The organism is Paraburkholderia sp. RL17-381-BIF-C, from assembly GCF_046026435.1.
Classification (GTDB): domain Bacteria; phylum Pseudomonadota; class Gammaproteobacteria; order Burkholderiales; family Burkholderiaceae; genus Paraburkholderia.
In genome coordinates this window covers 1-14,792 of the sequence record NZ_JARESX010000119.1, presented here as the reverse complement: position 1 = coordinate 14,792, position 14,792 = coordinate 1, and the positions used below count along the sequence as shown (strand labels likewise).

At 58.4% G+C, this 14,792-nt stretch carries 15 protein-coding genes; 6 read left to right on the top strand and 9 right to left on the bottom strand.

Annotated features, from left to right (window positions below; all coding sequences use genetic code 11):
- Window positions 1-100: 100 nt before the first annotated feature.
- Together P0D70_RS34790 and P0D70_RS34785 are read right to left on the bottom strand one after the other, a co-directional pair.
- Window positions 101-766, bottom strand: coding sequence for a response regulator (locus tag P0D70_RS34790; protein WP_408187843.1), 666 nt, complete (start codon window positions 764-766; stop codon window positions 101-103).
- 297 nt (window positions 767-1,063) lie between these two features.
- On the bottom strand, window positions 1,064-1,318 hold the full coding sequence (locus P0D70_RS34785; RefSeq protein WP_408187842.1) for a hypothetical protein: 255 nt from the start codon (window positions 1,316-1,318) through the stop codon (window positions 1,064-1,066).
- 783 nt (window positions 1,319-2,101) lie between these two features.
- Between P0D70_RS34785 and P0D70_RS34780 the strand changes: the two genes are divergently transcribed.
- A complete protein-coding gene (locus P0D70_RS34780; RefSeq protein WP_408187841.1) occupies window positions 2,102-2,626 on the top strand; it encodes a hypothetical protein in 525 nt (174 codons plus the stop codon).
- A 1,265-nt stretch (window positions 2,627-3,891) separates the two neighbouring features.
- On the opposite strand, the gene P0D70_RS34775 is transcribed toward P0D70_RS34780, so the two are convergent.
- Window positions 3,892-4,824, bottom strand: coding sequence for a winged helix-turn-helix domain-containing protein (locus P0D70_RS34775; protein ID WP_408187840.1), 933 nt, complete (start codon window positions 4,822-4,824; stop codon window positions 3,892-3,894).
- 1,038 nt (window positions 4,825-5,862) lie between these two features.
- On the opposite strand from P0D70_RS34775, the gene P0D70_RS34770 reads away from it, so the two are divergent.
- The 3 genes from P0D70_RS34770 to P0D70_RS34760 all read left to right on the top strand — a co-directional run bounded on the left by P0D70_RS34770 (window position 5,863) and on the right by P0D70_RS34760 (window position 6,655).
- Entirely contained in the window at window positions 5,863-6,150 is a 288-nt protein-coding gene (locus tag P0D70_RS34770) for an EAL domain-containing protein (RefSeq protein WP_408187839.1), read from the top strand.
- A gap of 165 nt (window positions 6,151-6,315) precedes the next feature.
- Window positions 6,316-6,498, top strand: a complete 183-nt coding sequence (locus tag P0D70_RS34765; RefSeq protein ID WP_408187838.1) for an EAL domain-containing protein — start codon at window positions 6,316-6,318, stop codon at window positions 6,496-6,498.
- Between the two features lie 73 nt (window positions 6,499-6,571).
- Window positions 6,572-6,655: a hypothetical protein gene (locus P0D70_RS34760; RefSeq protein ID WP_408187844.1), complete on the top strand. Its 84-nt coding sequence runs from the start codon at window positions 6,572-6,574 to the stop codon at window positions 6,653-6,655.
- Window positions 6,656-6,678: 23 nt separating this feature from the next.
- Here P0D70_RS34760 and P0D70_RS34755 read toward each other — a convergent pair whose 3' ends face one another.
- Complete coding sequence (locus tag P0D70_RS34755) at window positions 6,679-8,130, bottom strand: aminotransferase-like domain-containing protein (RefSeq protein WP_408187837.1); 1,452 nt, start codon at window positions 8,128-8,130, stop codon at window positions 6,679-6,681.
- 489 nt (window positions 8,131-8,619) lie between these two features.
- On the opposite strand from P0D70_RS34755, the gene P0D70_RS34750 reads away from it, so the two are divergent.
- A complete protein-coding gene (locus P0D70_RS34750) occupies window positions 8,620-9,936 on the top strand; it encodes an EAL domain-containing protein (protein WP_408187836.1) in 1,317 nt (438 codons plus the stop codon).
- A gap of 65 nt (window positions 9,937-10,001) precedes the next feature.
- Window positions 10,002-11,453 carry an aminotransferase-like domain-containing protein gene (locus P0D70_RS34745; RefSeq protein ID WP_408187835.1) on the top strand — a complete coding sequence of 484 codons (1,452 nt, stop codon included), beginning with the start codon at window positions 10,002-10,004 and terminating at the stop codon, window positions 11,451-11,453.
- A gap of 502 nt (window positions 11,454-11,955) precedes the next feature.
- Here P0D70_RS34745 and P0D70_RS34740 read toward each other — a convergent pair.
- From P0D70_RS34740 to P0D70_RS34720, 5 genes are all read right to left on the bottom strand, one after another.
- A complete protein-coding gene (locus P0D70_RS34740; RefSeq protein ID WP_408187834.1) occupies window positions 11,956-12,399 on the bottom strand; it encodes a host attachment protein in 444 nt (147 codons plus the stop codon).
- 1 nt (window position 12,400) lies between these two features.
- Complete coding sequence (locus P0D70_RS34735) at window positions 12,401-13,039, bottom strand: oxidoreductase (RefSeq protein ID WP_408187833.1); 639 nt, start codon at window positions 13,037-13,039, stop codon at window positions 12,401-12,403.
- A gap of 107 nt (window positions 13,040-13,146) precedes the next feature.
- Window positions 13,147-13,314 (bottom strand): hypothetical protein, encoded by a 168-nt coding sequence (locus tag P0D70_RS34730; RefSeq protein ID WP_408187832.1) that lies wholly within the window; start codon window positions 13,312-13,314, stop codon window positions 13,147-13,149.
- A gap of 33 nt (window positions 13,315-13,347) precedes the next feature.
- Entirely contained in the window at window positions 13,348-13,542 is a 195-nt protein-coding gene (locus P0D70_RS34725; protein ID WP_408187831.1) for a hypothetical protein, read from the bottom strand.
- A 143-nt stretch (window positions 13,543-13,685) separates the two neighbouring features.
- Window positions 13,686-14,213 (bottom strand): DUF1269 domain-containing protein, encoded by a 528-nt coding sequence (locus P0D70_RS34720; protein WP_408187830.1) that lies wholly within the window; start codon window positions 14,211-14,213, stop codon window positions 13,686-13,688.
- Window positions 14,214-14,792: the final 579 nt, after the last annotated feature.

Below are 14,792 nucleotides of genomic sequence, written 5' to 3'. Positions count from 1 at the left end.
AAGGACAGGTCGCCTTTGGTGAAGCCGTGACTTTCACGTTTCTTTATGACGGCATCTGCTTGCCGTGGACAGGAGGCAAACGGTCTAAAAAGCAACGCCGTTATCCAGCGGGGAGCGATTCCCCGATCCCGTCGCCTTCAAGTAGCTCGTGACGGAAAGCGTAACGCACAAGCCCTGCGTCGTTTTGTAATCCGGTCTTTTCGAGAATGTGCGTTCTGTGCGAGCTGACCGTTTTTGCGCTCATGCACAAAGTCCTGCCGATCGCTGCGACCCGCTCACCGGATGCAATGCGGAGAAATATGTCCAGTTCACGATCTGACAGACGCTGATGCGGCAACGCGTTCGCCGATTTGAAGAAACTCTGCGCGAACTGATCGGCCATCGCAAGACTCACGTAAACGCCACCGGATGCAACTTTTCTGACGGCACTGATAACGTCCGCTGTCGGACTGTCCTTGCTGACGAAGCCGGATGCGCCGGCCTTGAATGCCTGAGTAGCCTGAGCCGCCTCCGAACGCATGGTCAGGATGAGAATGCGTAACGAGGGGTCACTCTTCCTGATTAACTCAATGAGCTGGATACCATGGATGCCTGGCATCGCCAGGCCAAGCGTTAGCACACCGGCCTTGGTGGAGCCCACAAGCGCGAGAGTACTTTCGCCGTCAACGGCTTCGCCCACGACCTCGAACCCACCGGCGCTCTCGAGTGCGTTGCGCACACCTTCGCGCGTTACGGCGTGTGCATCGGAGATTGCCACTTTAATCATGATGTTTCCAACTGGTGACATACCCCGTGTGATGGTGCACCGCTATTGTTATGCTCAGCCGGACCGATCGGTGATATTTGCCCCGATGTCGCCAGCCTGGATCAGGTAGCGTTAAGTCTGTCTTTCCGGACGACACTGATACCCGTTCGGCCTTGAAAGGTACTGTCCACGACATCCAGTCTCGCGAGAGTGCACAGTCGCCGTGCGTCCGCGCGGATTTCATATATCACCCTTCCACATCAGCCTAGGTAAGTCTGTACGGTAGCCGCGAAACGTGAGGCGCGTTTGTTACTGCCTTTACTCGACGATGCCGACCAGATCGTCAATGTCCTTCTGGATGAGCATCCGTGCCTCCCGTACGGCGGCATCAGGCGTGTTGGCAACGAGCGGGAGCATCAACCCCGACCCCTTAACTTCGGTTTCGAAATGCACCCATGCTGCGTAAGCGCGAACACCGGAAGCCTTTTGCACGAGGTTCATTGTTACGTCATATGTCCGTCGCTTGCCGTGCTTTCGGGTGTACTGAAAACGGCTCAGCAGCGGTCTGTACATCGCGTTTCTCCTGGCTTGGCGGCTTCCGGTTTGACCTGGTTGCCGGGGAGGCCATCGCACACTGACTCAGGGCCGCGTGCGGCCGCCGGATGCCGCGGAGTGCAGTTAGATATTTGCTGTTTCGTCCAAGGCTGATGATCGGCCGAACGGAGAGCGAGGCATCGGTACCCCGTCCACGAACGCACTCGCACAGCGCACCGCAAACTCGTATGCGCAGGTCTGGTTTGCGAACTGGCCAAGATCACCCAATGAGGTAGATTCGCCGTCTTCTTTCAGAATGCAGGCGCGGGCCACGAACGTGTTTCCGTACCTTGTCGTCGAAGCCTGAATCGCTGCGCCACGGTGAAATAGAACCATTGCATGCCCTCCGATCGCCTAATATGAAAGGATATTGTAATGCTGTCATTTTCACGTGTGGAGACTGTTACCTTTCCACATAGGCTGCTTAAGTATGACGATAGGCAACGCGGAAGCACGCGTTTGACTGCAGTAGGAAGCATCATGGCTCTGCGAGGCAGAGGTGCATTGGCCGCGCTGGCGGAACGGTCGTCGTCGGATGGCGGCGCTGTGTTGGTCTACGGATTTCCAGGTTCGGTCGTCAAGCGACCGTCGCATTCCCATGGCTGAATGAGGGAGATGGTGACATTTCAGCCATACGAGATCGCGTCGACTGTCGCGTGCTCTGCCAATCGGGCTGGGCGCAAGCGGCCGCGTTGACATGCATCATCATGGCTAGGTTATCCAGGGATACTCTCGAATGCTGGATGGACCTCGGGTACGACAATGAAACATGGCCGGAACATCAAAGGGGCGGGGTCTGCAAGTGGTGGCGTTGCGACCAAGGACTATCCGGTCGCCTCCCTCGGCCCACCAATCCGGCGGAGCGGTCCGACAGGCGTTCTGTTCAAGTTCGGCCGTATCGCACTTGCCGGCAACCGCTGGACGACAACGTTGCAGGATTTCCAGGTTGAAATTCGTTCATCCGATCCTGACAGTCTCGAAGTGGCGTGGAGTGCGCTGGTGCGCAGTCCCGTGCGCGCCGATCTTTACAATGAAAGCGTTGCAGATGTCATATGGTTCCTGTGCCTCTACCGCGATGGCCTTCCGCTTCCGCTAGCCTATTTTTCTGACTCGTTTCCGCGACGATGCGGCACTCACGTGGAAGGGCGACGTGTCGGATACAGCAGGGATGACGGGCATAACGGCCGGAGATGGGAATGGGGCGCTGACATTCTTCGGCAGTTGCAGGAGTGCGACAGCGCCGCCGGGAAGTTTGTCTATGCGCTGAACGCCACGCCGTGCCGATAGCGCACGCCGATTTGGCGGGGCGTTTTTGTCTGACTTTTGCATGACGGAGCGGCCGGCCAGGAACGTCACAAAAAACAGGGGTAGGCCTGGAGTGAACTGCTCGCTCCGACTGTAAATTCAGACTGTTTTACCTCGTGAATACTTCCGACTCGTAGATTTTTCCTGCCGCAATTTGTTTTGTCATTCAACAGCGTTTCACGTTGACTCGGAAATGGTATCTGGATATCTTGATCGGTCCGGGAGACGAAACCCTCATTTCTCGGCGTGTGTTTCTGTAGCCTGCCGACTCTCACGGTAGGCTTTTTTTTGCGGATTTACGCGGCCAGCGAAAACCGGCACGATTTTTTGGAGCGTGTTTAAGAGGGCAAAAATACGGCACCACTTGACGCCCACGACAGCACGATAGCCAAAGCCGGAAAAACCGCTTTGAGATCGGGTAATCCCAAGGTGGACCGATCCCTGACTGAAGCTTCTGCCGACGTCTGCAATTGAGAAAGACGCCAGACCGCACAGGGTCGAGAGCGGTACAACTATGGCGCAGGCTTTCCCTGCGGGGGCGGCTCTTCCGGTAGGGCTGATAGGGCACCTCTCCTCAATTCTCCCGAACTATGACGCCTTGATCTATCGAAAGGGTGGGCGCGCGGCGACGGAATAGCTTTTGTACGCGGCGGGGCATCCCAAGGACTAGCGTGCTGATCCCGGTTCGTCCGTGCTCCCTTTTTACGAGAGCTTTACCGAAGGGCCGCGACAAGGAAATTAGCCATGCATATGAATCCCCTTCGTAGGAATCCCCTTCGTAGCTACGATCAGTATTGTGCAAACCTGCTCGGTCGTGAACAACGCGACCTTGGTGTGTCCTCGGATCGAGCTATAGACCGTCTCGAATCGGTTTATGGCAACAGCATCGACGCGCGCAGGTATTTTGATGCCGGGTTTTGCGGCGATGACTGTCCTGTGTGTACCGGGCTAACCAGATGACTTCGAAGATTGGCTCATGCTGAGCCAGAAATGACCGCTCACGAGCCGTTTCAGGAAGACTCAAGGGGGCGGTCACAGGCAGTGGCATGAGGCACGGATCGGCAATCAAGCGCTGTTTCGTTTGCCCCGAGTCTGATAGAGGATGCCGACTGTCGTCGCTCCAGGCGGATTGCTTCCCCGTACCGGGATTCAGTTCCGTCGCCGGGTAATCAGGTCGGCAACGCCGGCATGGATGGCGATCTCCCGGATATAGCTTCGCGAATATTCGATTCCCAGACGCTGTTGAACTACCGCGCGTAGGCGCGCATTGTTCCAGTGGTCGCCGTCCATGCCGTGCTCCCGGGTGACTGCTTCACGGTCATGGCTATCCACGCAAGTAACTCATCGTTGAATGTGCGAGGTTTTTCGGTGCGTTGTTTTGCCGGATGCATGCGATCGACAAGTCCCACCTTCGCAACCAGCTTGCGAACGTAGCCGTTGGAATAGTCGATGCCGAACTTGCGCCTGATCAGGGTTTGCACATCACGATTTCTCCACAGCTCCGATTCGAAGCCGTGGGCGAGTGGACCTTTTTCCAGCGCGGCCTTTAGCCTTTTAAGCGCTTTCGAATCGAGAGTCGAAGGATGCCCGGGGGCAGTCAACTCATCCAGCGCGTCAAGCCCCTTCTTGTCCACCAATGCTTTATAACCTTTGATAGTTTTCAGGCCGATATTCAGCGCCTGCGAGACCTCGTCCGCACTCTGACCTGCGAGAAGCATTCTTGCAGCGCTTCTTCTTCGGGTCGCATCACTGTCGCTGAAAGGTCTTTGTCGTCTGTGGTCGGTAGCGGCGGCCGCAGGATAGGTGAGGCGGTATGCAAGTCCGAGTTTCCGGATCATGGTGGTGACGTACGATGCGGAATAGGTGGCTCCGAAGCGCTGCCGGATCACGTTGCGTACCTGCTCGACAGTCCAGACTGTAGCGGCAATGCCATGTACCTTTGGCGAATGTTTGATAGCGCTGACAACCCAACTTATCGCTTCTTCGTTCAGCCGTGGTTTTGATCCATATTCGTTTAGCTGGGTAAGCGCATCCCGGCCTCCGCGGCTCAGCACGGCCTTGTATTTGCGTAGCGTCGGCAAGCTCAAGCCGGTCTTACGGGCGATGACCGTGGGACGCTCTCCCTTCAGAAGCAGTTCGGCCGCCATTGCCCTGCGGCGTGCAAGCGGAATTCGGTCCATGCGATCGAAGTCTTCCAGCGGGGCCTTAATGTTAGTAAAGCAACCGGGACATTCTAAGCGCGCATGCGCGCGGCATGGAAGCGCGTTGATGGACCTTCAGGCGCTTTGACCTGAACCGCGCCCGACCGACCGTCCGTCAGGCGGAGAGAATAACGCGTGACGCCGAGTCGGGCCGTAGGCTATTGGGGGTGCTGCGGACGGTGGTGAGTAGTTACTGAACGTCTCCGGTGGGTCGATTTGGTGCGCTCGCCGTCGGCCCGGGTTCGGCCATCTGCAGTCGTTCGTGTAGACGCCAAGGATGACGTTCAGGCGTCGGCTTCGATACCGGCAGCGGACTTTCGGTAGGCGTTGTGTCATCGGCAGGTTGATCACCTCTCTGGGGAGTAGTCCGTTAGCGATGGCCTGTACCAAGGATGAGCTTTCGACCCCGGTCGCGAAGCGAATCAGGCCGTCGCGCAAGCCCTTCGCGCACTTGATGCTCCATACCCCGGGCGGCGCGATCTTCGCTGCCACTCCACCGATGGCGATCATTTTCGTGAAACTTTGTCGAGCGCCGTCATAACGACTTGCCAAATCATCCATTGCAGCTTGCTAATCCGGCGAGCCGACGCAAAGCCGCTGGGATCATGCTTGTGCCGCGCCGTGCCTTGGTTTTCGTCTTAATGGTTAAGGCGAGCGCGCGAGCCGCTGAGTAAGGAGACAAGTCTGCCCCAGGGAGTGCCGCGCCGACTTACTGCGTATGGCTGCGGATCTGATACGCATGTTTTGGCGCGTAACTGCTACTCGTTTTGGAAACGCAGTCAGGTCATAGTTCGCAACTTAGATAACCGTGCGAAAACAACCTCATGCGATTTTTGCAACGCTACACAGCACGAATACGCCGGTTGCGACCTGTATTCGAAGAGCATCTTGTCGAGGCGGTGGCCGTCGCCGTCGCCGTTACCGTTACGTCGAGCGTAGCTGGCTTGCTCGCGGCCGGCCTTATCCCATCTCGCGACGCCATCGTGTTGGTTATCGCACTATCGGCTTGCTGCGCAGTTGTGTACGTTGGGTACCGGATCCGCCCAAAAAGCAAGATTGCAGCGCGCGGCGTGCATCGGTCCTCGCCGCGGGAAGTTCCATGTCGTCTATCAGCCCATCGTAGACACACGCACGCGACACTGCGCGGGCGTCGAAGCTCTGCTCCGGTGGGGCCATCCAAAGTTCGGAGCCGGGGGCCCGGGAGTGTTCATTGGAGAGCTCGAAGGCACGCGTTTGCTCAGCGCGTTGACCTGTTTCGTGCTGCGCGAGGCGAATAACGCACTTACCCAACTGCCGTTCCCTTAGCACAGGCATATATCGGTAAACATCTGCGCGCGGCATCTGATGGAGGACCGCTTTGTCGAGGATATCTGCGAGTCCGCCGGTCCGGTGCTGGAGCGCCTCGTTCTGGAACTCACTGAGCGCAGCTGCGTCGAGCGTACGCCGTGAGTTTTCACGGCGCTTAGGCACTTGAGGCAACGCGACGTACGCCTGTCACTCGACGATTTCGGCACCGGCTTCAGCAATTTTGACCTTCTGGCGGACTTCCGGTTCGATTACGTGAAGGTGGACCGGCGCTTTCTAGCCATGCGCGGAAGGCTGCGTTGCAACGGAGAGCACATGAGGCCTCGGAAGTTCTGCGCAGGCGCGTGAGCAACTGACGACCGCCGAGCGACAATTGGGAGTCACGCACGAAGCTTTGCGCGCCATCTCTGACAATCTGCCGGTGCTGGTCGCTTACGTCGATGGTGAGCGACGTTTTCGGTTCGCCAACTCAACCTATCGCGAGTGGCAGGGGTTAAGACCCTAAGGAGATTGAGATCGACGCCCGTATTATGTCGGCCGAACCGGACCGGCGAGCTTAGCGCCGCAACGCGATTCATCAGCGCACAGGGCGCCTAGTGTCGCGACCGCTTTATCGAGCCGCGCCGACCACGGGTATCCATAATTCAGACGCACACGGTGGCGAAAGGCGCCGTCCGCAGAGAAGATAGGTCCGGGCGCGATACTGATGCCATTGCTGAGCGCAGCCTGGAAGAACTGTATCGAGTCTACGTGATCCGGAAGCGCTACCCATGTGAAATAACCGCCGTCAGACTTGGTCGCCATCGTATTGGCCGGGAAGTACCGGCTGATCGCGTCGAGCATCTGCGATTGCTGATGGGCCAACTCGCGACGGAGTTTGTGCAGGAAGCGTTCGTAGCCGCCGTGTTCCAGATAGTCGGCGATTGCGCGCTGCGCCGGCATGCTGGCCGATAGCGTGGTCATCCATTTCGCACGTTCCAGCTCGCCCGCGAACCTTCCTGCTGCCGCCCAGCCGATACGATATCCGGGCGCAAGGCACTTCGCGAACGATCCACAATGAATGACAAGACCTTTCCGGTCAAAGAATTTGGCCGGACGCACCGGGTCCGGGCCAAAATGCAGTTCGTTGTAGACATCATCCTCGATGAGCGGCACGTCGTGTCTGGCGAGCAGATCAACCAGCGCCTGCTTCCTGGAGTCGCCCAGCGTCACCCCGGTCGGATTGTGGAACGAGGTCATGAACCAGCAGGCCCGAACCGGATGTTGCTGTAGCGTCCGAGCGAGCGCATCCAGATCATGACCCTTCACCGGGTCGACAGGAATCTCCACTACGTTCAGCCTTAGACGCTCAATAGCCTGCAGCGCTGCATAGAACGTCGGCTTTTCGATCACGATGACATCACCTGGAGCGGCGAGCAACTGGGCACTGAGCGTCAGGGCTTCGAGTGCACCGCTCGTAATGACGATCTCGTCGACGGGCACCATCATCCCCGACATCAGGTAACGCAACGAAATCTGCTGGCGCAATCCTTCATACCCCGGCGGCAGGCCGTCGACCATGCTGGCTAGGTGCGTTGAACGATTGACAGCCGCGCACGACTTTCCGACGCGCGCCATTGGAAACAGCGCAGGGCTCAGGAAAGCTGATCCAAGTGGGACAGTTTCGGGCTGCCTGATCGTCTTGAGAACCTCAAAGACAAGGTCGCTGATATTGACGGTCGTCGGGTCGGCACCGGGCGAAGTCCCGGGCCTTTGCCGCGGTAATTCTCCGGTGGTCGGCGATACGAAATAGCCTGAACGCGGGCGCGCTTTGATCGTGCCCCGATTTTCTAGCAGGTAGTAGGCCCGAAATACCGTCGCGGGGCTCACGCCCCATGCCTTGCACGCCGCGCGAACCGAAGGAATGCGCGCGCCGGGTGGCAGATCACCGCGCTTGATGAGCTCACTGATTTGGTCGGCTAACCGCTCGTACCGTTTCAACTTGTGTGCTCCTTACAAATAGCATCATTGCGGGCGTCGGACCCGTCGCGCTCGCACACACACCCAACGCCTGAAGATAGCCGCTTTTCAATCTGATACGGCTTTTCTTTTGCAATCTGCTTCTATTGCGGACCCACACACGCTGGCAAAGTGCGGCGCAGACCGGTTCCACTTCTTTCGATGTTTCGCCTACGTGTAGCGGTCCAACTGATAACGATTTTCAGGCCAAATTCTTCTAGCGATAAATCAATGGCATTTGCGTTCCCGGTATCAACAATCAGGCGCCGCGCCCTCATCGCGCTCCGTCGTGCCTCGAGTCGAGGGTTCGCAGTCGTCCTGGTCATCTGCGCAGGCACCTCGCTCGCTTTTGCAGGTCCGTCCGAAACTGGCTCGAGCCGCAGTCTCTCGTTTGAACGCAACGTCTGGCAGCAATTGACGGACTGGCTTGCTGGTCCACCGGCACCCCCCATTCACTTTGGCTCAGCCTGCGTGTCCATTGCGCAGTTGCCCCTTGTTCCCGCTGCCGTTGCCGGACCGGTCGCCGGGCCGATGCCTCTACGGACTAATACTTGCGATTCGCTCGACGACACGCGCGCCGATGTCACTGGCGCCGCTGCTGCAACGGACAGTTCGAGGCCGAGCGTTGTGACGCTGCTTAGGGAACTGCCGTGGCAAATCAGCGACTACGAGGCGGACGTTCGAGGCGGGTTTCTGGCCTCTGACGCGGTGGCCCGTCTCGCCTCGCGGATTGACGGGGCGGAGCAGTCGCCTGAATCACCAACAATGTCGCCCCCGGATTGCTCACTGGGTAAGGGTTGCGAAGAGCGAGCGATCTCGCCTTCGATCGGCGCCGACATACCCGCATCCGTTCGACCTTCAGCGAGCATTGCTACGCAGCGTCCCTCGCTATGGACCATATTGGGCTTTGTATTGTGGCCGATCCTGGTGGCGGTTTTGGTCGTTGTTGTCGGTTGGGCCCTCAAAAGGTGGTTGCGCTACGACAACTCGCTGCTGCGTGCTGCGCGTGCAGGGCTGCGTCGCGGCGAGTTCCATGTTGAATACCAACCCGTCGTTGGCGTCAGGCAAGCAAGGTGCGTCGGCGTCGACGCGTTGTTGCGTTGGGACAACCAGAAGTACGGCGCGCTGGGCCCCGCTCATTATATGAAGTTCATTGAGAACAGTAGTTTGATCGGACCGATGACTCGATTCGTCCTGTCGCGTGCCGCTCAGGAACTGCGGGAAATCGGCGTTCCGAAATCGCTCTACCTGGGCGTTACCGCTCCTGCTTCTTACTTGGTAAGTTCCTCGTTCATCGCGGACCTGGCCGACGTTGGCTCCCTCGGTCTTCCGCCGTTAATACTAAAGATCGGGGCAGGCAGCGCGAAAAAGTACAAAAAACGTCTCATCCCGATGATGGCGCAGGCACGCGATAAAGGAATGCGTTTTGCCTTGTCGGCCGCGCGTCCCACTGACGTAGGACCTGAACTGCCGGCAGGCATGAGCTTTGAGATGGTGAAGATTGACCGGGACGTGCTGGGAATGGATCCCGATGAGCGCTCCAGACAGATCAGTGCGTTGACGAGCATGGGCCACGAGACGGGCGCCGTGGTAGTTGTCGAAGGAATTGAGAACGCGGCGCATCACAACGTTGCGCGGGCGAGCCGTGCCGAGTTTGGTCAAGGGTTCTTCTATAGCCGTGCACTAGGCCCCAGCCGGCTGAAGGTATTTCTTGAGACCGCCAACGCACCGTCCTCAACTGGGGCGGGAGCCTCGACCGTGCTCGGCTGGCGGGTCCGAAACTTCTAAACGAAGCGTTCCACCCGCAATCGTAGCAGGTCGAGACAGCTTCACTTAATTAGCATGACAGAATAATGAAGCGCTATCTCCAACTGGCGGCGGAGTTCGAAAGCCTGATTGCGAACGGTACGCTTGAGCCGGGTGTGCGACTTCCGTCGGTGCGCCAGGCGAGCAGTTCCTACCGCGTGAGCCCTTCAACCGTTTTCCATGCTTACTACACTCTCGAACGACGAGGCCTGATCGTCGCAAGGCCTCGGTCGGGTTATTTCGTCGCGGGTCGGCCCGCGTCAACGAAATCACTAGCGATCGTATCGAAGCGCAGTATTGAGGAGGCTGACGGTGACAGTCTGATTATCCGCTTCATGAAGGCTCAACGTCGATGCGCGCGTCCGGGGCTTGGCTCTTCGGAGCCATGTGCCCAGTTGTTCCCGTTTAGCTGGATTTCGCGTGCTTTGACTGCAGCAACCCGGAGGATGGCGAGTTCCCGGGACGCCTTGTCGGCGGGAGAGGCGGAAGCAGATCTGCGTCGCCAGATCGCCCTGCGCTACATTGTCACAGGTGTTACGGTTCCAATCGATGAGGTTGTTGTGACGAGTGGCGCGCTCGATGCTCTGATACTCTGTCTGCAGGTTCTAACGCGGCCTGGCGACACCATCGCAATAGAACGGCCCGCTTTCCACGCTGTGCGAGATGCGGTTGAGCGCCTCCGTCTGAAGGCCGTGGAAATCCCTGTCGACCCACACCGTGGGCTCGACCTCGGCGTATTAGAGGAAGCGTTGCGGCAGCATCCGGTACGGGCTTGCTGGTTTATGACGACGCTGCACCAGCCTACAGGCGCGACGCTCTCCGATGAACGGAAGGAGGCGCTCGTAAGGTTGCTGGCAAAACATGACGTGCCGCTCATCGAGGACGACGTATTCCGCGAACTGCATTTTGGCTTGACGCCGGCATATCCGGCGAAGCGCTTCGATTCTAAAGGTCTCGTGCTGCACTGCGGTTCGTTTTCGAAGAGCCTTGCGCCGGGTCTGCGCCTCGGTTGGGTTGCGGCGGGGCGCTACGCCGTGAGAATTGAGCACGCACGTTGGCTGACGATGGCCCCGGCGTCTGTGCCCGCGCAATGCGCAATTGCGGACTACCTTGAGCATGGCGACTACGACCGGCTTCTACGTAAGCTGCGCCGCGAACTGGCGTCCCTTCAGACCCGGATGGTGGCCGCGGTCGTCAGGTACTTCCCCAAAGGGACACTGGTGGTGCGACCGCCGGGCGGATTCTTTCTATGGGTGCAACTTCCAGAAGGAGTAGAGGCAGTGCAGTTGTTCGAAATGGCGGAAGCGCACGAAATCGCGATAGCGCCCGGTGCAATCTTTTCATGCGGCAGAGAATTTCGCCGTCACATCCGGCTTAACTATGGCCGTCCGTGGACCCCGGACGTTGAAAAGGAGATACACACTTTGGGCGCGCTGGCGAGGCAAGCAATGGCTGAGCAACGGACAGCCGGGCATACTGGGCGCGAAGGAGCGAAATAGAGACGACGAGCGATCATTGATGGCAATGCCGACTGGCGCGCGGAGGATCCGAGGCCGCCTGGACCTGCGCTTGGCGGTAGTCGGCCGAGGGACTGAGGAAACGGTTCTTCTATCGCTGGAGAACGAACTCGCCAGCCCGATCAATCGAGCTCCGGAAGTGACGCGGTTCGCTGAACTGTCAAGCAGTTGAGTTTTGGATGGGCTGACTACCAATACTCAATTGGACCCCAGTCGGGCACCGATGGTGCTCTGGGCTCAACATGAGCCAGGTGCGAAAGCCAGAACACCGGCCCTCATTTCGACCTCGATGGATGTTTGTGCAGACCGGCGCTGCAACCAGGCGAGCGAAAGACAAAATGCGTGCTTGCGCTCGTCGATTCGATGATGGCTGAAATTGTCGGAGGTAAGCAGGGACAGGCCTGAGAGAAGGGGAATAATCTCCCGACCGTGACCTTTCAATGGATGACACATTTGATGCGGTCTATGACCGGGCAGGTCGCCGTTAATGCCTCTGCAGGTGCGCTTGAATTTCGCGCGCATCGAGGGCCGAGAGATCTTCGTTGATCTCTTCGAAAATCAAATGACGCGTCCTCTCGCTCAGACGCGCGTGCAGCATCCCGAGAAACTTCGGCTCGACGGCAAATCGCAATCGCTGATACCGCTGATGGAGCCGTCCCTGTTCGATGTAGTCGGCGACGGTCTTCGCGAATTTTTCGCGATCCTTCTCGGTCAGCGCCCGTCCACCAGGGACGACATTGACGAGGTCTTCGACTTCCCGCAAGTCCAGTTTGAGTCCCGGTGTCTCGAAGATTCGTGCGCGGCTGCCGTCGGCAACGACAACCCAAGTAGTGACAGCCATGATGCACCTCTCAGTGTGATTGGTCGCTGGCTCGGCGGGCATCGCCAATCGTCGCGTCACGCTAGCGAGCTTGCCGGTCAACAACACTCTATCTCCAACGCCCATCGATGACGGACCGTGGGGCTTCCCCTCGCTCCTGCGCGAGCGACGGATAGTCGGTATATCCGCGCTCACCGCCTCCGTAGAACGTAGACGGATCCGGCGAATTGAGCAGAGCGCGCGACCGCAAGCGTTCCGGAAGGTCGGGATTGGCGATGAACAAGCGTCCGAACGCGATCAGGTCCGCGTTGCCGTCCTCGAGCCATCTTTCCGCACGGGCGCCGTCGAATCCGCCCGCGACCATCAGCACGCCACGGTAGGTGCGGCGTATCATCTCGCTCATGCGTTTCGCGCGCGCCGTGAAAGCGACATCCTCGCCGGTCGCCGCCTGCGCGGGATTGACGATGTGCAAACAGGCGAGCGTCCATGCATATCCCTGTCCTTGCCTCGACACCTGTGTCGCCTCGCTGATGATAAGCGCAGCCGCTGCGCGCTGCGCGTAATAGCAGGCGTTGAGCTGCGACGGTATGTTGCCTGGTCGGCTCGCACGCGAACGCGTCAGGGGCGCCATCACGACACGATGACGCAAGTTGTAGGGTCCGACTTTTACGGGTTCGAAGAGCTTGCGCAGCGAGACTTGCTCGTCGTGCGGGCCGGCGTCCCCGGGCGCGATTTCCGTCTCAGGCATATTCGCTCCTTGTGTCTTTGATTCGCCCCGAAAGGTGCTGCCGTAGACGCGTCAATGCGTCGGCGCCAGATCACATCGACATGATCCCGCTTAGTACCGACGACCGACTAAGTTTGCGTCTTCGCGGGTTGTTCGGGCTCGGGGTGAACGGCGATTGGATCGCTCGCAGGAAAGGTCTCTCCGAGCGCTTCGTCGAGTTGTTCGTCCACGGTCATCGGCGCTTCGTGCGCCTCAACATTCGATTTCCGGATGTCGACGCAACTTCCCTTTGTCATGTAGCGCTCCATAAGAGATCCAGCCGAATTTCGCTATCGCACCGACGTAGCGCGCATGCAATCACGGTCGTTGGAAGCGGAGATCATCACCTCCAGCACGCAGATCAAAAATCGCGGCATGACGGCATTGAGATCGACGTCACTGATCTTTGGATTGGCGAGAGATGGCGCGTGCGTGAAGCAGGTGATGCTCGACACCACGAATATCGCATCTGCTCGCGAAGGCATGAGCACACTCCAATGTCGAATTGCGCGTCGATGTGATCGACGTCCCCCCAGAATAATCCGCTTAAATTGTCGGGGTACCGGTCCGGCCCAAATGCGAACTTTACAGAATTCAAGTTCACAAGCCTGATGCAGCGCAGCGATGTCTATGCTGTACCACTGTCGTTCAGGCTCTCCAGCGCCTTCCGCAGGCGTTCCTCCTGATCGTTCGTGAGAGACGTCTTTAATACCTTTCCGCCGAAAGGCTTCAGCTCTGGCAGGACCTTGTCGAAATTCACGCGACGCACGAGGATGAAGAGCGCTGACGAACCAGGCTCAATGTTCTGGCCCGTCGAACGCATGAAATCGTCATCGATTCCATAGTCCGAGAGCGCGCCCGACAATGCGCCCGTGCCAGCACCAATCGCCATGCCCGTTGCCAGTCCGGCGAGGGGATTCAGCAACATCAGCCCAACCAGTGCACCAAATAGACCACCCCAAGCCGCGCCACTGACAGCGCCGATCTTGACGAGATCGACGGCTTGCTTGAGGTATACCTTGCCCTTCGCGCTACGGACCACGATGCAGGCATCCTCAAGGTCGATCAGATGTTCCTTTTGCATCTGGTGGAGTTTGGTCAACACCTGGTCGGCTGTTTCTTCGCCTTTGAAGCTTACAACGACTAGATCGCTCATCGATTTGCTCCTTTTCTCCGGGAAATAAGCCGCGGCTCTTCCGCGGGAACATGATTGAGTTCATGCTCAGCGCCGCGCTCAAGCCGTTCGTTGAGACTTTGACCGGGCCATCGACACGACCACGATGACATCAAGACTAGGTTCTTGCCGCTTGCACTTCTTCCTCATTCCTGCAGGGCGTGTCGGATCTCTGCGCTTCGAAGCGGCGCCTTGCCTTGTCGAGGGCATGGCGAAGAGGAATGGAGTGCAAGTATTCGAAGGGCCCACGTGCAAGGACCGCTTCGCCGCGCTGGGCTTTTACAACGCGCGTCGGTTCGACCAGGTCAGTCGCGTGACATTCGAGAAGGACGGTTCGCCGCTCAGCAAAGCGAACCCGCATAACTCCCCCAGCCACGGCGTTCGTCAAACGGGGCAATGACAACAGGTCGGAATCATTGTTCTGATCAACGCCGGGGCCAGCATAACTACTCCGAGACTCTTGTAGCTCTAGTTAATTCGTGAGCGCGGAAGTCCCGCAGTCGTTGTTTTTCTCGCAACTTCCCAAACAATGACTAGCTACCGACGTTTCGGTGGGCAAGC